The organism is Pacificimonas sp. ICDLI1SI03 (assembly GCF_054740865.1).
Map to the genome: position 1 here is coordinate 1,878,047 of NZ_JBSQAU010000001.1, position 21,671 is coordinate 1,899,717.

The 21,671-nt window shown below is 62.7% G+C and carries 23 protein-coding genes; 7 read left to right on the forward strand and 16 right to left on the reverse strand.

Translation table 11 applies throughout. The features are described 5' to 3' along the window. Positions 1-142 precede the first annotated feature (142 nt). On the reverse strand, positions 143-994 hold the full coding sequence (locus ACSMXM_RS09150; protein ID WP_460315646.1) for a prepilin peptidase: 852 nt from the start codon (positions 992-994) through the stop codon (positions 143-145). 196 nt (positions 995-1,190) lie between these two features. Here ACSMXM_RS09150 and uvrA point away from each other — a divergent pair, with 196 nt between their 5' ends. The 5 genes from uvrA (at position 1,191) to ACSMXM_RS09175 (ending at position 6,460) form a co-directional block, all read left to right on the forward strand. Next, a complete protein-coding gene (uvrA, locus tag ACSMXM_RS09155) occupies positions 1,191-4,064 on the forward strand; it encodes an excinuclease ABC subunit UvrA (protein ID WP_460315647.1) in 2,874 nt (957 codons plus the stop codon). Positions 4,065-4,110: 46 nt separating this feature from the next. Then, positions 4,111-4,383 carry a BrnT family toxin gene (locus ACSMXM_RS09160; protein WP_460315648.1) on the forward strand — a complete coding sequence of 91 codons (273 nt, stop codon included), beginning with the start codon at positions 4,111-4,113 and terminating at the stop codon, positions 4,381-4,383. Continuing rightward, a complete protein-coding gene (locus ACSMXM_RS09165; protein ID WP_460315649.1) occupies positions 4,343-4,600 on the forward strand; it encodes a BrnA antitoxin family protein in 258 nt (85 codons plus the stop codon). The genes ACSMXM_RS09160 and ACSMXM_RS09165 overlap by 41 nt, the downstream gene beginning before the upstream one ends. 750 nt (positions 4,601-5,350) lie before the next feature. Continuing rightward, positions 5,351-5,887 (forward strand): DUF2721 domain-containing protein, encoded by a 537-nt coding sequence (locus ACSMXM_RS09170; RefSeq protein WP_460315650.1) that lies wholly within the window; start codon positions 5,351-5,353, stop codon positions 5,885-5,887. Between the two features lie 132 nt (positions 5,888-6,019). Next, the gene (locus ACSMXM_RS09175; RefSeq protein ID WP_460315651.1) at positions 6,020-6,460 is read left to right on the forward strand and encodes a ferritin-like domain-containing protein; all 441 of its coding nucleotides are present in this window, start codon (positions 6,020-6,022) and stop codon (positions 6,458-6,460) included. Positions 6,461-6,615: 155 nt separating this feature from the next. Here ACSMXM_RS09175 and ACSMXM_RS09180 read toward each other — a convergent pair whose 3' ends face one another. The 3 genes from ACSMXM_RS09180 to ACSMXM_RS09190 all read right to left on the reverse strand — a co-directional run bounded on the left by ACSMXM_RS09180 (position 6,616) and on the right by ACSMXM_RS09190 (position 8,195). Continuing rightward, complete coding sequence (locus ACSMXM_RS09180; protein WP_460315652.1) at positions 6,616-7,179, reverse strand: DUF421 domain-containing protein; 564 nt, start codon at positions 7,177-7,179, stop codon at positions 6,616-6,618. Between the two features lie 99 nt (positions 7,180-7,278). Continuing rightward, positions 7,279-7,458 (reverse strand): hypothetical protein, encoded by a 180-nt coding sequence (locus tag ACSMXM_RS09185; RefSeq protein WP_460315653.1) that lies wholly within the window; start codon positions 7,456-7,458, stop codon positions 7,279-7,281. 587 nt (positions 7,459-8,045) lie between these two features. Continuing rightward, on the reverse strand, positions 8,046-8,195 hold the full coding sequence (locus tag ACSMXM_RS09190) for a hypothetical protein (RefSeq protein WP_460315654.1): 150 nt from the start codon (positions 8,193-8,195) through the stop codon (positions 8,046-8,048). 201 nt (positions 8,196-8,396) lie between these two features. Here ACSMXM_RS09190 and ACSMXM_RS09195 point away from each other — a divergent pair, with 201 nt between their 5' ends. Next, positions 8,397-8,852 (forward strand): PA2169 family four-helix-bundle protein, encoded by a 456-nt coding sequence (locus tag ACSMXM_RS09195; protein WP_460315655.1) that lies wholly within the window; start codon positions 8,397-8,399, stop codon positions 8,850-8,852. 51 nt (positions 8,853-8,903) lie between these two features. On the opposite strand, the gene ACSMXM_RS09200 is transcribed toward ACSMXM_RS09195, so the two are convergent. The 10 genes from ACSMXM_RS09200 to ruvB all read right to left on the reverse strand — a co-directional run bounded on the left by ACSMXM_RS09200 (position 8,904) and on the right by ruvB (position 18,603). Further along, a complete protein-coding gene (locus ACSMXM_RS09200) occupies positions 8,904-9,674 on the reverse strand; it encodes a phosphoadenylyl-sulfate reductase (protein ID WP_460315656.1) in 771 nt (256 codons plus the stop codon). Continuing rightward, positions 9,667-10,113: a DUF934 domain-containing protein gene (locus tag ACSMXM_RS09205; RefSeq protein ID WP_460315657.1), complete on the reverse strand. Its 447-nt coding sequence runs from the start codon at positions 10,111-10,113 to the stop codon at positions 9,667-9,669. Before ACSMXM_RS09205 ends, ACSMXM_RS09200 begins: the two co-directional genes overlap by 8 nt. Next, positions 10,106-11,728 carry a nitrite/sulfite reductase gene (locus ACSMXM_RS09210; protein WP_460316390.1) on the reverse strand — a complete coding sequence of 541 codons (1,623 nt, stop codon included), beginning with the start codon at positions 11,726-11,728 and terminating at the stop codon, positions 10,106-10,108. Before ACSMXM_RS09210 ends, ACSMXM_RS09205 begins: the two co-directional genes overlap by 8 nt. 8 nt (positions 11,729-11,736) lie before the next feature. Then, a complete protein-coding gene (locus ACSMXM_RS09215) occupies positions 11,737-12,012 on the reverse strand; it encodes a DUF2849 domain-containing protein (protein ID WP_460315658.1) in 276 nt (91 codons plus the stop codon). Further along, entirely contained in the window at positions 12,009-12,776 is a 768-nt protein-coding gene (cobA, locus tag ACSMXM_RS09220; RefSeq protein WP_460315659.1) for a uroporphyrinogen-III C-methyltransferase, read from the reverse strand. The genes ACSMXM_RS09215 and cobA overlap by 4 nt, the downstream gene beginning before the upstream one ends. A 114-nt stretch (positions 12,777-12,890) precedes the next feature. After that, positions 12,891-13,556 carry a ligase-associated DNA damage response endonuclease PdeM gene (pdeM, locus tag ACSMXM_RS09225; protein ID WP_460315660.1) on the reverse strand — a complete coding sequence of 222 codons (666 nt, stop codon included), beginning with the start codon at positions 13,554-13,556 and terminating at the stop codon, positions 12,891-12,893. 14 nt (positions 13,557-13,570) lie between these two features. Further along, positions 13,571-14,569, reverse strand: coding sequence for an aspartyl protease family protein (locus ACSMXM_RS09230; protein WP_460315661.1), 999 nt, complete (start codon positions 14,567-14,569; stop codon positions 13,571-13,573). Positions 14,570-14,658: 89 nt separating this feature from the next. Beyond that, positions 14,659-17,070, reverse strand: a complete 2,412-nt coding sequence (locus ACSMXM_RS09235; RefSeq protein WP_460315662.1) for a ligase-associated DNA damage response DEXH box helicase — start codon at positions 17,068-17,070, stop codon at positions 14,659-14,661. Positions 17,071-17,146: 76 nt separating this feature from the next. Continuing rightward, the gene (locus tag ACSMXM_RS09240) at positions 17,147-17,470 is read right to left on the reverse strand and encodes a YbaN family protein (RefSeq protein ID WP_460316391.1); all 324 of its coding nucleotides are present in this window, start codon (positions 17,468-17,470) and stop codon (positions 17,147-17,149) included. Between the two features lie 110 nt (positions 17,471-17,580). Next, positions 17,581-18,603 (reverse strand): Holliday junction branch migration DNA helicase RuvB, encoded by a 1,023-nt coding sequence (ruvB, locus tag ACSMXM_RS09245; RefSeq protein WP_460315663.1) that lies wholly within the window; start codon positions 18,601-18,603, stop codon positions 17,581-17,583. 379 nt (positions 18,604-18,982) lie between these two features. On the opposite strand from ruvB, the gene ctrA reads away from it, so the two are divergent. Continuing rightward, positions 18,983-19,696, forward strand: a complete 714-nt coding sequence (gene ctrA, locus ACSMXM_RS09250; RefSeq protein ID WP_460315664.1) for a response regulator transcription factor CtrA — start codon at positions 18,983-18,985, stop codon at positions 19,694-19,696. Positions 19,697-19,834: 138 nt separating this feature from the next. Here the strand turns inward: ctrA and ACSMXM_RS09255 are convergent, their stop codons facing one another. Both ACSMXM_RS09255 and ACSMXM_RS09260 read right to left on the reverse strand, forming a co-directional pair. Next, positions 19,835-21,325 carry a sensor histidine kinase gene (locus ACSMXM_RS09255; RefSeq protein ID WP_460315665.1) on the reverse strand — a complete coding sequence of 497 codons (1,491 nt, stop codon included), beginning with the start codon at positions 21,323-21,325 and terminating at the stop codon, positions 19,835-19,837. Positions 21,326-21,398: 73 nt separating this feature from the next. Continuing rightward, positions 21,399-21,611: a dodecin gene (locus ACSMXM_RS09260; RefSeq protein ID WP_460315666.1), complete on the reverse strand. Its 213-nt coding sequence runs from the start codon at positions 21,609-21,611 to the stop codon at positions 21,399-21,401. Positions 21,612-21,671: the final 60 nt, after the last annotated feature.

The window sequence follows — 21,671 nt, forward strand, 5'->3', positions numbered from 1 at the left end:
TTCAATGGCGCGCCAAAATCACCGGCAATACGAGGCCGATGCCCCGTCTCTGGCTGCGTATCCTTAATTTTTCCTAATGCCCCCACATGGACCGCCGCCTGCCGCGCCGACGTTCGGCCACCTCACCCCACGTTCTGCCACGTCACCCCAAAATCGAAAACGCCGGCGCTCCCCCCAGTACCAGAGCGATAAAATACCCGCCCGCCCCTAGGGCGAGCAGTGTACCGAAGGGCATCCGAGTGGCCCCGCCGACCTCATGACCCGCGACTTTCATGGACATTGCGACGCCAAGTCCGGCCACAGAGGCGGCGACGATGACCAGCGGCAGCGCCCCCGGCCCCAGCCAGGCGCCGATCGCCGCCAGCAATTTCGGATCGCCGCCGCCCAGTCCCGCGCGGCCGCGCGCGCGTTCGTACAGCCCGCCTACCAGCACCAGCAGCGCCCAGCCGATTCCTGCGCCCGCCAGCGCCAGCACCGCCTGCCCCTTTGCCGCGCCGATCAGCAGGCCCAATGCCAGCAGCGGCAGGGTCAGCCTGTCCGGCAGCCACATCGCTCGGTAATCCAGCGCCGCCAGGCACAGCAGCGCCCATCCGAACGGCGCCCATGCCAGGTGCAGCGACACTGGCACCAACCACGCCATATGCACCGACACCGCCGCCAGCCAGGCCGGATGCAGCCACCCCTCCGCGCCGCCAGCTGCGCCGGGCAGCCCCTCCAGCGTGATGCCCACAATGCCGCCAATCGCCGCCGCGCCGATCTCCAGCAACGGCAACAGCGGCGAAACCCGCGCGCCGCATGTACGGCACCGCCCCCTCAGCCACAGCCAGGACAACAGCGGCACCATCTCCGCCGCGTTCAGCGTGCGGCCACAGCCATCGCACCGCGACCGCCCCCGCGCAAAGCCCTCCCCACGCGGCCACCGCTCCACGACGACCCCGATGAAGCTGCCGATCAGCAGCCCCAGTCCCGCCAAGATGATTGCAACGCCTGTCATCCTGCACTGCAAAGCGCGGGATGCGTCCGTTCACAAGAGGGCGCGGGCGCGATGGCCGTGCGCCGAATACAGGCGGCGGTCGTTTCCTGGCACCGGCCTTTGACTAAGCAGCAGCCAATCCCCACCTCTGCTCTTCCCCGCGGCGCTGGCAGGCGCTAGTTCCAGCTGACCAGAACAAACCGGAAACCTACACCTCATGGCCTTGACGACGATATCGGTGCGCGGCGCGCGCGAGCACAATCTTAAGGACGTGGACATCGATCTGCCGCGCGACAGCCTGATCGTGATGACGGGCCTGTCCGGCTCCGGCAAATCCTCGCTGGCGTTCGACACCATCTATGCAGAGGGGCAGCGCCGCTATGTCGAGAGCCTCAGCGCCTATGCGCGCCAGTTTCTGGAACTGATGCAGAAGCCCGATGTGGACCATATAGAGGGCCTCAGCCCCGCCATTTCCATCGAGCAGAAGACGACGTCGAAGAACCCGCGCTCCACCGTCGCGACCGTCACCGAAATTTACGACTATATGCGCCTGTTATGGGCGCGCATCGGCATTCCCTACAGCCCGGCCACGGGCCTCCCCATCGAAACGCAGCAGGTCAGCCAGATGGTCGACCGCATCATGTCGGAACCGGACGGCACGCGCCTGCTGCTGCTCGCCCCCGTCGTGCGCGGGCGAAAGGGCGAATATCGCAAGGAATTCGCCGAATGGCAGGCCGCCGGCTTTCAGCGCGTGAAGGTAAATGGCGAGATCTACGCCATTGAGGATGCGCCGAAACTCGACAAGAAATTCAAGCACGACATCGAAATCGTCGTCGACCGCATCGTCGTGAAGTCCGGCATTGAAAGCCGCCTTGCCGATTCCCTGGAAACCGCCCTGTCGCTGGCCGACGGCCTCGCCATTGCGGAACCCGTGGTGAAGGAGGGCGACCCGCCCCGGGATGCCGTTCTGTTCAGCCAGAAATTCGCCTGCCCCGTTTCCGGCTTCACCATTCCCGAAATCGAGCCGCGCCTGTTCTCGTTCAACTCGCCGCATGGCGCCTGCCCGGCATGCGACGGCATTGGCGAAAAGCCCTATTTCGACCCTGACCTGATCGTCCCCAACACAAAGCTCAGCCTGCAAAAGGGCGCCGTCGTCCCCTGGGCGAAATCGCAGCCGCCCTCCCCCTATTATATGCAGGTGCTGAAATCCGTGGCGAAGGCGGGCGGCTTCGACCTCGCCACCCCGTGGGAGGATCTGCCCCAGGATGCGCGCGACATGGTCCTCCTCGGCACAAAGGGAAAGCCGATCACGCTCAGCTTTCAGGACGGCCGCAAATCCTATGACGTGAAAAAGCCGTTCGAGGGCGTCATCCACAATATGGAGCGCCGCCTGGCCAGCACGGAATCCTCGTGGATGCGGGAGGAGCTGACCCGCTTCCAGTCCGCCGCCCCGTGCGAGGTGTGCGACGGCGCGCGCCTGCGTCCGCAGGCGCTGGCGGTAAAGATCGACGGCGACCCGATCAGCGACATCAGCCGCCTGCCCATCGATCAGGCGCTGGCCTGGTCGCGCGCCCTGCCCGAAAAGCTGACGGACCAGCAGAACGAGATCGCCCGCCAGGTGTTGAAGGAAATCACCGAGCGCCTCGGCTTCCTCGACAATGTCGGCCTCGACTATCTGAACCTCGACCGCAAATCCGGCACCCTGTCCGGCGGCGAGTCACAGCGCATCCGCCTCGCCAGCCAGATCGGCAGCGGCCTGTCGGGCGTGCTTTACGTCCTCGATGAGCCGTCCATCGGCCTGCATCAGCGGGACAATGACCGCCTGCTTGAAACCCTCCGCCGCCTTCGCGACCTGGGCAATACTGTCCTGGTCGTCGAACATGACGAGGATTCGATCCGCACCGCCGACTATATCGTCGACATAGGCCCGGGCGCGGGCGTCCATGGCGGCCGCATCATCGCGCAGGGCACGCTGGAGGACATTCTCGCCAGCGAGGAGAGCGTGACCGGCGCCTATCTGTCCGGCCGCCGCGCGGTCCCGCTGCCGCCCAAGCGCCGCAAGGGCAATGGCAAGTCCCTCCGCCTGACAGGCGCGACCGCCAACAATCTGCAGAATGTGGATGTAAAGATCCCGCTCGGCACCTTCACCTGCGTTACCGGCGTGTCGGGTTCGGGCAAGTCCAGCTTCGTCATCGACACGCTGTACCCCGCCGCCGCGCGCGCGCTGAACGGCGCCCGCGTGCCCATGGGGCCGCATGAGGGGCTGAAGGGTCTGGAACATCTCGACAAGGTCATCGACATCGATCAGTCGCCCATCGGCCGCACGCCGCGGTCGAACCCGGCGACCTATACCGGCGCGTTCACGTCGATCCGCGACTGGTTCGCCGGCCTGCCGGAATCAAAGACCCGCGGCTACAAGCCCGGCCGCTTCTCCTTCAACGTAAAGGGCGGCCGGTGCGAGGCGTGCAAGGGCGACGGCGTCATAAAGATCGAAATGCACTTCCTGCCCGATGTCTATGTCACCTGCGACGTGTGCAAGGGCGCGCGCTACAACCGCGAAACTTTGGAGGTAAAGTGGAAGGGGCTGTCCATCGCCGATGTGCTGGACATGACGGTGGAGGATGCCCACGCCGCCTTTGCCGCCGTCCCGCCCATTCGCGACAAGATGGCCATGCTGGAGGAGGTGGGCCTGGGCTATGTAAAGGTCGGGCAACAGGCGACCACCCTGTCGGGCGGAGAGGCGCAGCGCGTCAAACTGGCAAAGGAGCTGTCGAAACGCGCCACCGGCCGCACCCTCTACATCCTGGACGAGCCGACGACCGGCCTGCATTTCGAGGATGTACGCAAATTGCTAGAGGTGCTGCACGCCCTCGTCGAACAGGGCAACAGCGTCATCGTCATCGAACATAATCTGGAGGTGATCAAGACCGCCGACTGGATCGTCGACATGGGGCCAGAGGGCGGCAATGGCGGCGGCACCGTCGTCGCGGCGGGCAAGCCCGAGGACGTGGTGAAAATAGAGGCAAGCTATACGGGGCGGTATCTGGCGCCGCTCTTGGAAACCGCTGAGGCGAAGGCGGCGGCGGAATAATGGCCGGCAATCTTGACCACGCTAATATTTGTACATACATTTATTGATGCGTGTTAGCTATGATCCTGCCAAGCGCGCAAAGACGCTGGCGGAACGCGGGTTGGATTTCGCGGATGCAGCCGAAGTGTTTGCCGGCCTGACGGCGACCATTGAGGACGACCGGCAAGATTACGGCGAAACGCGATACCAGACCTATGGCCTGTTGAAAGGTAGGCTGGTGATGCTGGTCTGGACGGAACGCGGCGCCGGGCGGCACATCATATCGATGAGGAAATGCAATGAGCGAGAACAGGCCAGATTCACCCGGCACCTGGGTTGACCCGGATGACGCGCCGGAGTGGGCGGAGGAAGAGTGGGCGCGTGCGGAAATCCGCCACGGTGACCAGATCATCCGTCCCGGCCGCCCGCGCGGCCGCACCAAGGAACGCATCTCACTTCGGGTCGATAAGGAGGTTCTCGCCGCCTACCGCGCCACCGGCCCCGGCTGGCAAACCCGCATGAACGCGGACCTGCGAAAGGCGGCACTGGGGGTTTGACGGGGAAAGGCCGCTAATTGGTTTGTTGAGTTGGGGCCAGAGGGCGGCAATGGCGGCGGCACCGTCGTCGCGGCGGGCAAGCCGAGGACGTGGTAAAAATAGAGGCCAGCTGTGCGGGGCGGTATTTGCAGCCGTTGCTGAACGCTCCCCAGCTAGGCGCTAGTGGTGTCTATGGTTTCCAAACCGGGGATGCCCCCCCTGTTCGCTTCGGATGTTGGCAGAACTTTGGGCGGGTTGATTCCGGCCGGTAAGCTAGCGGGACAGCTGACTGGTAACACAGGCGTAGGACGCGGGTCTTCCGCCGATCGCTTCAGGCAAGCTGCCACTGATGCCCTCTACAACGCAGGGCTCACAGCAGTCCCTAACGCATGTAAGTAGGTTTTGATATGGTCTGGGCATTCTTTATTATCCTCACAACACTATTGATATTCTTTCTTGTGAAAGGTTATGTTGGTATCGCTGGTTCAGCCGTTTACCGCAATCAGGAACCGTTCTTGTTCTGGTTGCAGTTTGCTGTTTTTGCATGCGCAGACGCTCTACTGCTGTTTTTTTTACTCGGAGGGTATGTCTAGACTTTTTCTGAATGCTTGCCGAAAAATGAGCACAAGCCATGCAAAGCCGGACAGTTGCTACGCCTGCTGAATGCTAAAAGGATCAGCGTGGGTCCGGAGTTGTCGCCATCAAGTGCGTCCATTTTGCCCCTGGTTCACCATCCTTCCTGTTCTCGTCCCTACGTTCTAAATACCTCCTATGCCCGCCATACCCAGCATACCCTTCATAGAGACCACGCTCGCGGCCAATACCGGCATCGACAGTGTCAGCCATCTGGTACAGCTGGCCATTGCGCCGGTGTTCCTGATCGCGGGCATTGGCGCGCTATTGAACGTCATCACATCGCGCCTGTCGCGCGTAATCGACCGGTCGCGGGTGATCGAAACCACGCATGAACAGATGCCGCCCGATGTGCGCGAACGGGCGCTGGCGGAATTGCCGGCGCTGTCGGCGCGCATGACGCTGTCGCACTATGCCATTTATTGCTGCGTTGCGAGTGCCTTGTGCGTCTGTCTGGTCGTCGGCGTCCTGTTCGTCGCCTCCTTTGCCGGTGTGGAAATCGGCCTGGCTATTGCCGCCCTGTTCATCCTCGCCATGGGCCTGATCGTCGTTGGCCTGGTCCTGTTTCTACAGGAAACCCGCATCGCCATCCGCTCCGTCCGCGTACGCATAGACCTTGCCGTGAATCTCGCCGAAGACCGCGCCGATGACCGCGCCGGACCGCGCCTCAGCTAAGGCCCCTCAGCTAAGGCCCACTCCGCCCACACCCCCGGCCTTTGCCCCACGGCACCCCGTCATGCGCCCCACGGAGCGAAATCGCCCGCGCTTCGTTCACCCGGCACCCCCATGACAGCCGGAGACGCGCACATGACCACCGCATCCACAAAGACCCTGGAAACCCTGACCGACACCGCCATCGACAGCGTGAAGGGCTATGAACTCGCCGCGCAAAAGGCGAAATCCCCCGAACTGAAGCGCATCCTGACCGAACAGGCGGCAAAGCGCCGCCGCACCGTCGACATGCTGAAGTCAGAGGTGGCGCGCCAGGGCGGCTCCCTCACCACCGACGGCACCGTGACGGGCGATCTTCACCGCATCTGGAGCACCATCGCCAATCTGTTCGAGGATGCCGACGAGGCCGCCGCCGAACGCGTCGAGGAGGGCGAGGATTATATCAGCCAGAAATTCTGGCACGCGCTCGACAAGGGCGATCTGGACCCCGCAACCCGCGCCATCGTCCAGCGCGCCTATGATGAAATCATCGAGGGCGAAAAGCTGACCGACCGCCTGAAGGACATGTACGACTGATCCACACGGACATCCGGGCGGCGCGGCGCAAAGGTTTGTCGCGCCGCCCGTGGCCCGCGCATATGCCTGTCGCCTGACATCCCCCTCCCTCCGGCACCTGCCGACACCGCACCTCGTCCCATTTGCCGCCCTGCGCGCAGGTGTTTGCGCGCGACTCAGCCCGCGCTCGACCGCCGCACAGGTTCGGGCCAGCCCTCAACGTCCGCCATCAGCCGCGCGTCGTTCAGGTGCAGATCCTGGCGCGGGACGACGGTCATCGTACCGTCCGTTTCCAATATCACCCAATTGGCGTCGTCGGGGCTGGTATAGCCATGCTGGCGCAGGACAGAGTAGACCTCGGCTTCGCTGATCCGTTCCCGCCGCATCGCCTGTTTCAACAAAACGCCCTTGTGGACCAGTAGGCGCGGATCGGCCTTCACCAGTTTGCGGAATATCCGGCTGTTCAGAACGCCCACCGTGGTCAGCCATTGCAGGCCGCCCAGCACCAAAATGGCCAGCGTGGCATCCAATATGCTGACCCCCTTCAGCAATATGCCGCTGGCGGCCAGGCTGCCGACCGCGACGGTGATGATCCAGTCGAAATTGTTCATCTGGCCCGTCGTCCGTTTGCCCAATACGCGCACCAGCAGGACGATCAGAACAAAAAAGAACGCGGCCCCCTGCGCTATGCTCCACAGCCGTTCCCAGCTGTTGAACCAAGTTTCGATGTCTGTCTCCATCGCGGGCGGGCCTTCCTTACTTCGTCATGAACCTTTCACCGGGTGTTCCATCGGGCGGGGAGGCGGCATCGGGCGGGGTCGTGCGGTCGACGCGCACGGTCAGTGGCGCTTGGGGTGCGGCTGGCCTATTTTGCCTTCGCCTTTCGGATCGCTGGACAGATCGCCGTCGCTGTCATCCTCATGTCCGTGTTTCTCCATATGCTTGCGTACATCCTCGCGCGGCGTCGGGCTGCCGCCATGGTCGCTGTCGGATCGGTTCGTGGGTTTGCCGTCGGTCATGGGTACATCCTTTACTGGGCTGTCGCCGTTCCAACCCGTGGCCCGCGCGCAGGTTTCGTACGACTTTGGACAGGGCGGTAAAAACAGGTGGCGGATAAGGGCTATTCGAACCGGACAGCTGAACCGGACACCGAACCGCACAGATTCGGTGCAAGCACGCCACACCGGCCGCCGAAACCATCGCGCCGCATGTGCAGCCTGTTGAAAAATAGGATTTTCATCCGCACTCTTCGACCCATGATCGCTGACCGCACGCCCGCCCCTCGCTCGACCCGCAACGTAAAAGCTGGGAACGCTGGCGGCAGCCTACTTTCGCGGAGCGCCGCCGCGATTATCGCCACCATCGCCGCCGCTCTCGCCGCGTTCGCTATCTCGCCTGCTCCCCGGGGCACAGGCTACGCCCGCGCTCTCGCACGTGTGCGCGCGCACATGCGCGCTGAGTGTGCGGATTGTCCGGTTCGGGGGGCTGTGCGGTTCGGGTAAACGGCCGGAATCCGGGCCTGTCGGGCGGCAAAATCCAGGGCGGCGCCCAACAAAAAGGGCCGCGTCCGGAAATCCGGGCGCGGCCCTCTTCATCGCCAGGGGCGTCAGCTCATCTGCTTCTTTTGCGACGGTTTCTGGCCTGCTTTTCCGGATTTCGGGGTGGAGCGTTCCTGCTGCTGCTGGTCGCTCTTCCGGTTCTGATCGTTCGCGCCCTGCTGCTTCTTCTGGCCCGAACTGCTCTTCTGGTCTGCCATATTACTGACTCCACAACGCCGGCATGGTGCCGACAGATGATGTAACGCTAGGCCCCTGATAATGTTGCAGCATTCGGCGAACCGTTCGTCGCATTTTTGTTGCAAAAGCAGAATGATACCGCTGCTCGCCCGGTCGCAAATGCAACGATACGGCCGGTCCCTCGTTGGTCTGGAAACCCATTCAGACCCGAAGGAGACTTTATGAATACCGTTCTGACGACCCTCAACACCCTCACCGACACCGCCGTGGACAGCATCAAGGGCTATGAGCTCGCCGCCCAGCGGGCAACCAATCCCGGCCTGAAAAGCACCTTCAGCTCCCAGGCCGAAAAGCGCCGCGCCACCGTCAATACGCTGAATAAGGAAATCGTGCGCCTGGGCGGCGAACCCCGCGATCCCGACGGCACCATGCTCGGCGATCTGCACCGTATCTGGACAAAGATCACCGACCGCTTCAGCGACAGCGACAAGGCTGCCACCGACAATGTCGAAGAGGGCGAGGATTACATCAAGGACAAGTTCGCAGCCGCCATCGACGGTGGCCTGCTGAACGACGACCCGCAGGCGCTCGGCGCAATAAAGACCGCCTTCGCCGAAATCGCAGAAGGTGAAAAGCTGACGGATATGCTGGAACAGCGGTACGAACGCGCCGCATAACATCGTTCGTTCTTAAGGGGGTGGGGTGGCGCAAGACGGGCGCGCGGCGGATCAGAAGGTCGGCAGCTCGCTCGCTTCGCCATCGACGTGGATACCGCATTCGGTCTTGTCCCACCCCCTCCAGCGGCCGCTGCGCGGATCTTCGCCGGGCCGCACCTTGGATGTGCAGGGCGCGCAGCCGATGGAGGGATACCCCTCCGCCTCCAGCGGGTGGCGTGGCAGGTTTCGCGCCTCGAAATGCGCGGCGATATCCCCCGCCGACCAGTGGATGATCGGATTGATTTTCAGCCGTCCATTCTCCGCCTCGACCCGGGGCAGTTTTGAACGCAAATCATTCTGAAAAGCCTTCCGCCCGGTAATGGAGCCGCGGAATTCCTTCATGGCCCGCTCCAGCGGCTTCACCTTGCGCAATTCGCAGCACCCATCGGGATCATAGGACCAGCGCAGGCCCTTATCGTCCTTGGCCGCCAGATCGGCAGGATCGGGCGTCAAAGACCGCACGTCGGTCAGACCCAGCCGCCGGATCAGTTCGTCGCGATAGGCAAGCGTCTCCGGGAAATGCTTGCCGGTTTCCAGAAAAAGCACCGGAAGCCCCGGATCCACGGCAGCAACCAAATCAAGCAACACAGCGCTTTCGGCACCAAAAGAGGACACGACCGCCAACTCCCCGGCTGCAATCTCTGACAGGATTGCATCCAGGAAGGCATGCGTGTCGAGATCGGACAGCTCAGCATTGAGCGCAGCCGCATCGGCGTCGGTATAGCCGAGGTCGAGGCGATCACGTTCACGCACCAGGGAGGGGGCCAGGGCCGCCTCAGCCATGCCGTTTTGCCCAAATCGGGGTGCGGGCGTCCGCCGCCGGCTGATAGACCTCGGGCCAGAATCCCAGCGCGCGCTCGGCCGCCTCTGCCGCGATCGGTTCAGCAGGCGCAAAACTGTCCACGCCGCAGCGCCGCATGAAGGCGATCTGATCCAGAAGAACATCGCCCTCTGCACGAATTTCCCCCTGATACCCCTCTTCCCGCAGAATACGCGCAGCGGAATAGTTGCGGCCGTCGCCGAACACGGGAAAACCGATCTCGACAAGCTTAATGCGGCCCAGATGGGGGATCAGCTCACGCACATCCGCGCCGGGTTCGATACGCACGGCAACGGCGTCGGACTGCTCCACGAAGGCTTCCAGCGTTACAGCAGGGGAATTGACGGGGGCATCGTCGCGATAACGCGGCCAGCTGCCTTTGTTATTCTGCTGCTCAGCCATAAAGCGCCTCCTTGAACGGTGCCATGCCGAGACGGCGATAAGTATCCAGGAAGCGTTCGCCATCCTGGCGTTCGCTTTCATAAAGGTTCGTTACCGTCTCCACAGCATCGACAATGCCGTGCTCGTCGAAACCCGGACCGGTGATCTTGGCAAGGCTGACATCCTCCGCCGCGCTGCCGCCAAGCAGCAATTGGTAGGATTCGACGCCCTTCTTATCGACGCCCAATATGCCGATATGTCCGGCGTGATGATGGCCGCAGGCATTGATGCAGCCGGAAATCTTGATCTGCAGATCGCCCAGCCTGCGTTCCACTGGCGCAAGCCGCTCCGCCAGGCGCTGCGCAATGGGGATCGAACGGGCATTGGCAAGACTGCAATAATCGAGGCCAGGGCAGGCAATTATATCGCTGGCCCGGTCCAGATTGGCAGGCGCCAGTCCGGCGCCGTCCAGCTCCTGCCACAAGGCATAGAGGTCTGCCTGCTTCACATTGGGAAGCACCAGATTCTGTGCATGCGTGACCCGCACCTCATCCATCGAATAGCGCGCGGCAAGATCGGCGATCAGGTCCATCTGGTCGGCGCTCGCATCGCCCGGAATGCCGCCAACCGGCTTCAAGCTGATGGTCGCGGCGGCATAGCCGGGCACCTTGTGCGGAAACAGGTTCGTTTCCGCCCATATCGCGAAGTCGGGGTCAGAGAGATCATATCCGTCCTCCGCCGCCTCATAGGCGGGGGGCGCAAAAAATGCTTCGATCCGCTTCAGTTCCGCACGGGGCGGCTCCAGATCGAGAGGCTGCATCTTCTCATATTCGGCGTCTACCTCTGCACGGAACGCGTCAATTCCCATCTCGTGTACGAGAATCTTGATGCGTGCCTTGTACTTATTATCGCGCCGGCCATAGCGGTTGTAGACGCGCAAGACCGCCTCAGAGAAGGAAATAAGCTCGTCTACCGGTACGAATTCGCGCACGCACGGGCCGATCATCGGGGTTCGGCCCATGCCGCCGCCCGCGAAGAATTTGGCGCCCAGCGCACCGTCTTTCTCGACCATCTGAATGCCGATGTCGTGCAGGCGCATCGCCGCGCGATCCTCATCGGACGCAATGACCGCAATCTTGAACTTGCGCGGCAGATAGGAGAATTCCGGATGGAAGCTGGACCATTGGCGCAGCAGTTCCGCATAGGGACGCGGATCAACGACCTCGTCCGCCGCGACACCTGCGAACTGGTCGCTGGAGATGTTGCGGATGCAATTGCCGGAGGTCTGGATCGCGTGCATTTCGACCGTCGCGAGATCGGCCAGAATATCGGGCGCGTCCTTTAGCTGGATCCAGTTATACTGGATGTTCTGGCGGGTCGTGAAATGGCCGTAGCCCTTGTCATATTTGCGCGCGATCGTCGCCAGCATATGCATCTGTGCGCCGGACAGCGTGCCATAGGGCACCGCGACCCGCAGCATATAGGCATGCAGTTGCAGATAGAGGCCGTTCATCAGGCGCAGGGGCTTGAACTGGTCCTCCGTCAGATCGCCGGCCAGACGCCGCGCGGTCTGGTCACGAAATTCCGCAACTCGTGCGTCGACCATGGTCTGGTCGTAATCGTCATATTTGTACATCGTTGCCATCAGTTCGCTTCCGCCTGTACGCCGAGGTCGGGGCGCACGGTCGGCCCCCGTCCCCGCACGCGATCCTTGATATGGGCGGGACGCGGTCCTTCCGCGGTCTGCTCGCCCTCGATTTCATAAACTGCATTGACGCGGCGCGCGGCCTCTTCGCGCGCCATGATCGCCTCTGCCTGATCGCCGGCATCCACCGCATCGGCGAGGTGCCGCGACCATCCCTCGCCGTCCCACCAGACGACATCGCCGGTCTTCAGGTCGTTACCGGTCAAAATGATCACGCGCGGGTCTCCACGGACAAGGTCTCCATCAAAACTTCACTATCGACGCCCAGACGGGCCACATCGCCAACCACAATCAATGCCGGGCTCTTCACGCCTTCCCGCTCAATCAGAAGCGGCAGGTCAGCCAGCAGCGATCGCAATACGCGCATTGTGGGCAGCGTCGCCCGCTCGATAACCGCAACGGGTGTATCGGGCGAGAGGCCGTCATCCATCAGCTTATCGGCAATGGCGGCGGACGTTGCAACGCCCATGAAGATGACAAGCGTCCGGCCCTTGCCCGCCAGTCCCGCCCAATTCTGCTCGCTGAGGCCCTTGCACTGACCCGCGACAAAACTGACGGTAGAGGCATGGTCGCGATGGGTGAGCGGCATCTGTGCCGCCGCCGCTGCGCCGAGGGCGGAGGAAATACCGGGCACGATTTCGACGCTCAAGCCTGCGGCCTGAGCGGCTTCGACTTCCTCACCGCCGCGTCCGAACACGAACGGATCCCCGCCCTTCAGCCGGACCACCTTGTGACCGGCCTGCGCCTCGCGAACCAGCAGCGCGCCAATCTCCTCTTGCGGCAAGGTATGACGAGCGCGGCGCTTCGCCACGGAAATAAGCCGCGCATGCGGATCGGCGAGCGCCAAAACATCGTCCGACACAAGGCCGTCATGGACGACCACGTCCGCAGCCTGCAGTGCCCGCACCGCGCGAACCGTCAACAGGTCCGCGTCGCCCGGCCCCGCGCCTACGAGTATGATCTGGCCTTCTTTGTCCATGCCGATAACATGATCACAGCCCGTCATATGCGCAACCAAGCGTTTCTTTGCCTGGCAAAAGCGATCTTCCGAACAGGCGTCGACGCCCGCCAATGGCATCGCAATGCTGGACGGTCAGGCGGCCAACGGGAAACGCAGCAGCTTTTCCGCCGTGGGAATGAGCGCGCTGACCGCGCCGCCGCCGACAGCCTGCAATATGGGCAGCGCGCCAGCATCGAGGCCCCCGGTCAATGCGCCAAAGGCCGGCAGGATGATCTTCCGCTCTCCAACGACAAAGCAACGCCGCGAGACGCCCCGGCCGCGCACGCGCAGGCGCAGCTTGGGATGGAAATGGCCACTCAGTTCAGGGCGCGTTTCACCGGGTACAGCCTCGTGCCGCAGCAGCAGACCGTCGACCAGCGCCTCTTCAACGACAGTGCCACCGCACGCATCGGCAAAGCCGGCATCGTGATTCCCGGTGATCCAGGTCCAGTCCAGTCGTGCCGTCATCCCGGTCAGCAGCGCCCGCGCATCGGCGGGCAAACGATCGCACCCGTCGCGATCGTGAAAACTGTCGCCCAGGCACCAGACCTCCCGCGCACCTGTCGCGGCAACGACCGCCGCCACATCCTCCAGTGTTTTCAGGCTGTCATAGGGTGGCAGCATCTGCCCCCGCGCCGCGTACCAGCTCGCCTTTTCCAGATGCAGATCCGCCAGCAACAGCGCCCGCCGGGCGCGCCACCACAGCGCGCCATCCGGCAGGGGGGTCAGGTCATGTCCAGCGAACGAAAGGGGAACCATGCCCCCTTATGCCGTCAGCATGTTCGGCCTGCAATACGACTAAAACCGCAATTCAGGCCGAGGGCAGGCCCCACCCCCGCCGCCGGGTTCAGAAAAAAACTGACCTGTCGATTGGGAAAGTCGATGGCGACCTGCCGGAAAGCGCGGATGGTTCCCATGCCAAGCAGGATGGCCGGCTGGTCCTCAAGCCCCAATTCGGCGAAAACGGGTGCCTCGCTATAGGCGATATTGCCCCCCATTATAGTCATGCCCTGAAGCCGCAGACTGCGCATTTCGGTCAGGTCGGCAGCCATGATGTCGCCAACCACGCCGATCAGGTCGATGCGCTCTCCTAGTTTTTGCTGGCGCTTCAGAGCTTTGCGCAGCGCACTATTGCCGATCGTTACCTCCGCGCCGGTATCGACCACCACCCGCACGGGAACGCCGTTCAGCTCAGCCTCCGTAAAGATGAGCCGCCCCCGAAGGCTTTTCGCCGTGATCACGATGACCCCACGGTCCTCGCCGCGGCGGCGCTTGCTGGCCTTTTCCGGGGGCGTAGCGGGTCGGACGCTCATGACATCGTCATGCACGTCAAACAAAACGCGTGAAGAGTGCAGGCTGTCGAGTCCGAGCAAACCAATGGCCCCCAGACGCGCCATCGGTACCGCAGGCGCACGGATGCTGCGAACGCCCTGTCCGGACACGTCGAGGCTTTCAATCTGGAACAACGCGACCTGATGCAGACCGGAAATCGTATGGATGACCGCTGTCCCGTCCGGCTCGATTCCGAGGTCGGCGGCAAGCTCGGAGCTGATCATGGTCCGCTCCGCCCCCGTATCGATAACGAATGGATAGGGGCCGCGACCGTTCACCATCACGGGTACGGTCATCCTGTCACTATCATCGGCGCCTAATTGCAGTTGCAGATCGCCGGCCGGATCAATGGGCACGGGGTCTGCCGATACGGCGGACGCCGTCATCAGCGCCAGCAGCGGCGCCAGCAGGATCCTAATGCTTCTACCGACTTGAGACATACCGACGGCCTCCCCAGGCGGCGGATATGGAACGCCTAAATCGGTCAAACGTCAAGCCAAACCGGCGCAAGCGGAACGACGGATATCGGCTAGGCGGCGCGCATCGCTTCCTGCGCCAGCGTCTCCGCCTCGATCAAAAGTTCATCGTCGACGGTGCCGGTGGCCACCCGCTCCCGCCCGATCAGGACGAGCACGGGAACCGCAAGCGGGCTGACGCGGTCCAATTGTCGATGCACCATCGTGGAGGGCGCACGCTCCAGCAGGTCCGCCAGACGCCCGATATCCGTCAGCCGGCCCTTCGCATCCTCCCACGCGGCGCTGAGCAGCATGTGGTCGGGCTCGTATTTCCTTAGGACATCATAGATCAGGTCGGTGGAAAAGGTGACCTGGCGCCCTGTCTTGCGCTTGCCGGGAATGTGCCGCTCTATCAGGCCGCCGATCACCGCCACCTCGCGAAAGGCGCGCTTCAGCAAATGGCTGGTCTGGATCCATTCGATCAGTTCCTCCTCCAGAATGTCGGCGGAAAATAGCGGACGCGGATCCTCCACCGGCTTCATGCTGTAGCAGGCAAAAGCGTAGTCGTTCGAAACGAACCCGATCGGCGACAGGCCCATGGTTTCCATGCGGCGGGTGATCAGCATGCCCAGCGACTGGTGCGCGTTCCACCCTTCAAAGCTGTAGGCGACCATGTAATGCCGCCCCTCGCGCGGGAAGGTTTCCACGAGGAGTTCGTTGGGCGCAGGCAGGACACTGCGCATCTGTTGCATCTCCAGCCATTCGCGGACGTCTTGGGGAAAGCGCCGCCATTCCTGCGGCTCGTGCAGGAAGTGCCGCACACGATTGGCGAGGTTCGTGGTAAGCGGCATGCGCGCGCCGACATAGGTGGGAATGCGGGCAGGCCGCGACGTCGCGCGTACGAACAGGTCGGCATCCTTTATGCCCTCCACCTCCAGCGCCAGACCCGCAAAATAGAAGGTGTCGCCCGGCCGCATCGTGGAGGCAAAATATTCCTCCACCGTCCCCAGCCTGCGCCCATTGCGGAAACGCACGTCAAGCAGGGGGGCATCGACGATAATGCCGGCATTCAATCGATGCTGCTTCGTGAATTTGGGGTGGGAGACGCGCCACAGGCCATCCGGCCCCAGGCGGATGCGGCGGTACCTGTCATAGGCGCGTAGCGCATAACCGCCGGATTCGATGAAGCCCAATACGCGGTCGAATATATCACGTGAAAGCGTGGCATAGGGCGCCGCCGTCCGCACCTCCCGGTACATATGGTCGGCTGCGAATGGCCCCGCGCAGGCGACGGCCATGATGTGCTGCGCCAGCACGTCTAGCGCGCCGGGACGCCAGATATCCTCGTCCAGTTCGCCGGCGTCGACCGCATCAAGCGCCGCCCGCGCCTCAAGATACTCGAAGCGATTGCCGGGAACGATGATCGCCTGCGACGCCTCATCCAGGCGGTGATTGGCGCGGCCGATCCGCTGTAACAGCCGGGACGAGCCTTTCGGGGCGCCCATCTGGATCACCAGATCGACATCGCCCCAGTCGACGCCCAGATCCAGACTGGCGGTGCAGACGAGGCCGCGCAGCCGCCCGGAGGCCATCGCCGCCTCAACCTTGCGGCGGGCCTCGACCCCCAGCGACCCGTGATGAATGCCAAGCGGCAAATTGCGATCGTTCACCGCCCACAGATCCTGAAAGATCAGCTCGGCGAGACTGCGCGTGTTGCAAAAGACCAGCGTAAGGTCATGCGCCTCTATCTCTGCCATTACCTGGGCGGCGGCATAGCGACCGCTATGGCCCGACCATGGTACGCGGTCCTCTGGCAACAGAATGCGGATATCCGCCTTCGCGCCGGGTTCGCCGCGAACAAGGTCCACGCCTTCATAATCGCCGTCGGACGACAGCCAGCCGCGAAAGCCGTCGGGATCCTTCACCGTCGCGGTCAGCGCGACCCGCCGCATGGCCGGTGCCAGCGTCTGCAGCCGTGCCATGGACAACGCCAGCAGGTCGCCCCGCTTCGTCGGCGCAAAGGCATGCACCTCGTCGACGATGATCGTTCGCAAATTGGCGAACATCGTCGCGCTTTCGGGATAGGACAGCAGCAGGGACAGCGATTCCGGCGTCGTCAACAGAATGTGCGGCGGGCGCGCACGTTGCCTCGCCTTGCGATCGGAGGGGGTATCGCCGGTGCGGGTTTCGATGCGAATGTCGAGGCCCATTTCCTCGACGGGCTCCAGCAGATTGCGCTGAACATCGACCGCCAGCGCCTTTAGCGGCGACACATAGAGCGTGTGCAGCCCCTCGAAATCCGGCTGTTCGATCAGTTCGGCGATGCTCGCCAGAAAGCCGGCCAGCGTTTTGCCCGCCCCGGTTGCTGCCACCAGCAGCGCATCGCGACCGGCCCCCGCCGCCGCGATCATGTCTATCTGGTGCTGCCGCAACCGCCAGCCGCGACCGTCGAACCAGTCGCGGATCTGGGGGGGCAGTTGCTTCATGTGGACTGAACGTCCTGATTTACCCAAGGGTCCGGCGGCGCCGCGCTGCAATCTGAAAAGGAGTGCGGCCCACCTCCTAATGTTCCGGGCGGGTCCAGATCCAGGGGGACAGGATCACGGTGACGGACGGCGTGACCATCGCCCACGGCATTGGCAGGAAGATGAGGCTGAATGCGCTGCCCCCGATCAGGCCCAGCGTCGCCGCCCATTTACCCTTTCGGCTGATGGCCCGGCGTTCGCGCCAGGCGCGGATATGCGGGCCGAATATCGGATGCTGCACCAGCCGCGCTTCCCAAACCGGATTGGAGCGCGCGAAACAGGCCGCCGCTCCGATCAGGAAGATGACAGTGGGCATGATCGGAAGGATCGCACCGATCACCCCCAGCGCCAGGCAAACCATGCCGCCAGCAAACCATAGGCGACGAAAGTGGGCGGGCACAGTAGACTCTATTTCGGGAGGAGCGTCGGCGTTCCGTTCCGGCTCCTCCGGCTTTTCAGGGCTCATGATCGCTACAGATCCAGCTGTCCGTCGGCGCCAGTCGGCGGGGTGAGGCCCAGATGCGTCCATGCCTTGCCGTTCATCTGTCGCCCGCGTGCGGTCCGTGCCAGCAGGCCGATCTGGATCAGATAGGGCTCGATAACATCCTCAATCGTGTCGCGCGGTTCGGAAAGGGCGGCAGCCAGCGTTTCCACGCCTACCGGGCCGCCACCATAATCCTCCGCGATGACATTCAGATATCGCCGGTCCATGGCATCCAGGCCCAGTGCATCGACCTCCAGCCGCATCAGCGCGCGGTCTGCGACGCTGCGCGTGATGCGATCTTCACCCGCGACCGAGGCAAAATCGCGCACACGGCGCAGCAACCTGCCCGCGATGCGCGGCGTGCCCCGTGCGCGCCGCGCAATCTCTTCTGCGCCATCAGCCTGCAATGGCATGTCGAGCAGGCGTGCCGCCCGCGACACCACCTGTTCCAGCTCTGCCGGCGTGTAGAAGTTCAGGCGCACCGGAATGCCGAACCGGTCGCGCAGCGGCGTCGTCAGCAAGCCGGACCGCGTCGTCGCGCCCACCAGCGTGAACGGCGGCAGGTCGATCTTCACGCTGCGCGCGGATGGCCCCTCTCCTATCATGATGTCGAGGGCACGATCCTCCATGGCGGGATAGAGGATTTCCTCGACCGCAGGGGAGAGGCGGTGGATCTCATCGATGAACAGAACATCGTTGGGTTCCAGGTTTGTCAGGATCGCGGCAAGATCGCCTGCCTTGGCGATAACGGGACCGGACGTGGCCCGAAAACCCACACCCAGTTCGCGCGCCACGATCTGTGCCAGAGTCGTCTTGCCAAGACCCGGCGGTCCAAAGAACAGGACGTGATCCAGCGCCTCCGCACGGCCACGCGCCGCCTCTATAAAGACACGCAGATTTCCACGTGCGGCCTCCTGCCCCACGAATTCCTCCAGCCTCTGCGGACGTAGGGCAGAATCGACGTCTTCAGGCTTGCGGATCGGCGCGATAACGCGGTCGGGCTCGGACATGTTGGACACTTAGCAGATGGGTAGTTCGAATGGGAATCAAAGCTGCCGAAATCTGGGTGGCAGATCCAGGATGCCCGTGTTGGGTGCAGGCAAGAGGCGCGGCGAATCGGATGCCGTTATCTTTGTCCGAATGCGCCTATATCTGCAGGGATAAGCAGATTGTTCGTCCGAAACCGATTTATTCAAAAGGCTCTTCCTGCGCGCTCCCCCCTTTGCCGCTCTCTGCCAGGTCCAAGAAATGTTGCCGAAGAGCCACATGATTGGACCGGCGTTAACCTTTTACCGCCCGTTAACCTTTATAAACGATAAGGCACATGGTTAACGCAATCAAAGGCGGCACAGCGGCCGTCACGTCAGTTTCGAAGCAAAGGGGCATTCAATGCGCGTACTGTTGATCGAGGACGACCAGAACATTTCGAACGCCATAGAGATGATGCTGCAGGGCCAGGGCTTTAATGTCTACACCACTGATCTGGGCGAAGAAGGCATAGATCTGGGCAAGCTCTATGATTACGACATTATCCTGCTGGACCTCGGCCTGCCCGACATGCACGGCTACGACGTCCTGAAGAAACTCCGCCTGTCAAAGGTCGGTACCCCCGTGCTGATCCTGACCGGGGAAGACACCGTCGAATCCAAAATTCGCGGACTGGGCTTTGGCGCCGACGATTACCTGACGAAGCCGTTTCACAAGGACGAACTGGTCGCACGTATTCAGGCGGTCGTCCGCCGTTCGAAGGGCCACAGCCAGTCGATCATCAAGACGGGCAAGCTGGCCGTCAATCTGGACACCAAGACCGTCGACGTAAACGGCAGCCGTGTGCACCTGACCGGCAAGGAATATGCGATGCTGGAGCTGCTTTCCCTTCGCAAGTCCACAACGCTGACAAAGGAGATGTTCCTGAACCACCTTTATGGCGGCATGGACGAACCGGAACTGAAGATCATCGACGTCTTCATCTGCAAGCTCAGGAAGAAGCTGTCGGCCGCCTGCGAGGGCGAGAACTACATCGAAACCGTCTGGGGCCGTGGATATGTTCTGCGCGATCCCGAGGGTGAGGAAGGATCGGCCGACGAAGCAGTCGCGGCCTGACGCCCGCTTGACCGTACAGAAAACCGACGGCCCGCCACTTCCACCGAAGGGCGGGCCGTTTTTGTATGTCAGGGATCCGATGGGGTGCCCGACCAAATCATGCCGTACACCAGGGGCGTCACACGCAGTTCGATCCGATTATTCCAGCGGCAGCATCAGTTTGGCAATCAGCCCATTCTCGCCGAAGTCGAACGTGATCGTTCCGCCATGCGCCCCCACCATGCGCTCCACGATGGATTTCCCGCTGTTTGAGGAGGCGATCTCTACATAATCGTCGAACGGGGCTGAATTTGCCGCGTCGTTCACAAATTCGCTCCAGTCTATGTAGAGCGTTTCGCCCTCCATGCGGCCTACGACGTCAATCTTTCCGGTAGGCCAGCGCAGGGCGCCATATTTCAGGGCATTCGTCGTCAGTTCATGAAAGGCGAGGGTCAATACCTGGGTGATGGCGTTTGTAACGACGACATCCGGCAGGTTCAGGATCAGGACTGAGCGGTCCTGGCGTCGGAAGGGGGCAATGACGGCCTCCGCCAAATCGGTCAGTTTCGCGCCGCCCTCCCCCGACATCAGCATGCGCTGCGTGCGCGCCAGCGCCTGCAACCTGGACCGGTAGAGCGCAAGGAAGTCCTCTTTGCTCTCTGTCTCGCGAGCGGTCCGGCCCGCCAGGGCATCCGCCAGCCCGATCAGATTGTTCACGCGATGACGCATTTCCTGCGTCGTCGTTTCCAGCACGGCATCGTGGCGTTTCTGGGCGGTAATGTCGGTTTGAACGCCCGTCACGCTCATAACGCGACCGTCGGCGTTGCGGCGAATGGTGCGGCCTACCGACAGAAGCCAGCGTTCGGGATCGTGCGCCATACGGAATTCGGCACGGAATTCCTCGGCGCCGGAACGGGCCGCGGCAAAGGCATCGATAACGGCATAGCGATCATTGTCGTGGACGGCATCCAAGAAGTCCTTCGGCGTCATGCTGCCCATGCCTGAAGTGTCATCGCCCCTTCCGAAATCGGTCAGCAGGCCGCTGTCGACGTCCCAACTCCAGACGCTCATGTCCGCCGCTTCCAGTGCGAGAGCAAAACGGGCGTTGCCGACATGCTGCTCGGCTTCCAGCCGCTCAGCCCGCTCCGTCAGCAGGCGTGTTTCGAGACCTAGAGCAACGACGCGGGCCAGATCCCCAAGCATCTCAATCAGATTATCGCCGATATCGTGGCGGGGTTCCGTATCGAGAATACAGAGCGTGCCCACCGGCTGCCCCCTCACGATGATCGGCGCTCCGGCATAGAAGCGCAGGTGAAAGTCGCCGGTGACCAGCGGATTGTTTCGAAGGCGCGGATCCTCCTGCGCGTCGGGTACAACCATCACCCTGTCCGGCTGCTGGATCGCATAGGTGCAAAAGGAAATATCGCGGGGTGTCTCGGTCAGCTCTGTCCCGTGGCGAGCCTTGAACCACTGGCGATCTTTTTCGACCAGCGTGATCAGCCCGACTGGCGCGTCAAAGGCCCGCGCCGCCGCCCGCGCGGTTGCATCGGTCGCTTCCTCCGCAACCGAGTCGAGGACTCTCAGCTCCCTGAGTACGGAGAGCCGTTCCTCTTCCCGGTCGGTTGCCATGGGAGGGTCGTCGATCTGCATCGGCGCCCCTCTATCGCGCTACGCAGCCGTCGGATACCCCATGCGAAGGCGACACTGCGTCAAGAAGCGCCGGTCAGACGCTTTCGTGCCGAAAGCCGATTTTCACGGCGACCTGGAAGTGCTCGACCTTTCCGTCGACAATGTGCCCGCGAACGCCGGTCATTTCAAACCAGTCGAGGTTCTTCAGCGTTTCGGAGGCACGTTCAACGGCTCCGCGAATGGCATCGTCGATGCTGGTTTCAGATGTCCCGACCAGTTCGGTGACAGCATAGACATTATCGGACATGTTCGGCCTCTTTCCAGTTACTTGTTTCCGAGGACAACAACGCTCAGGCGCGCGAAAGGT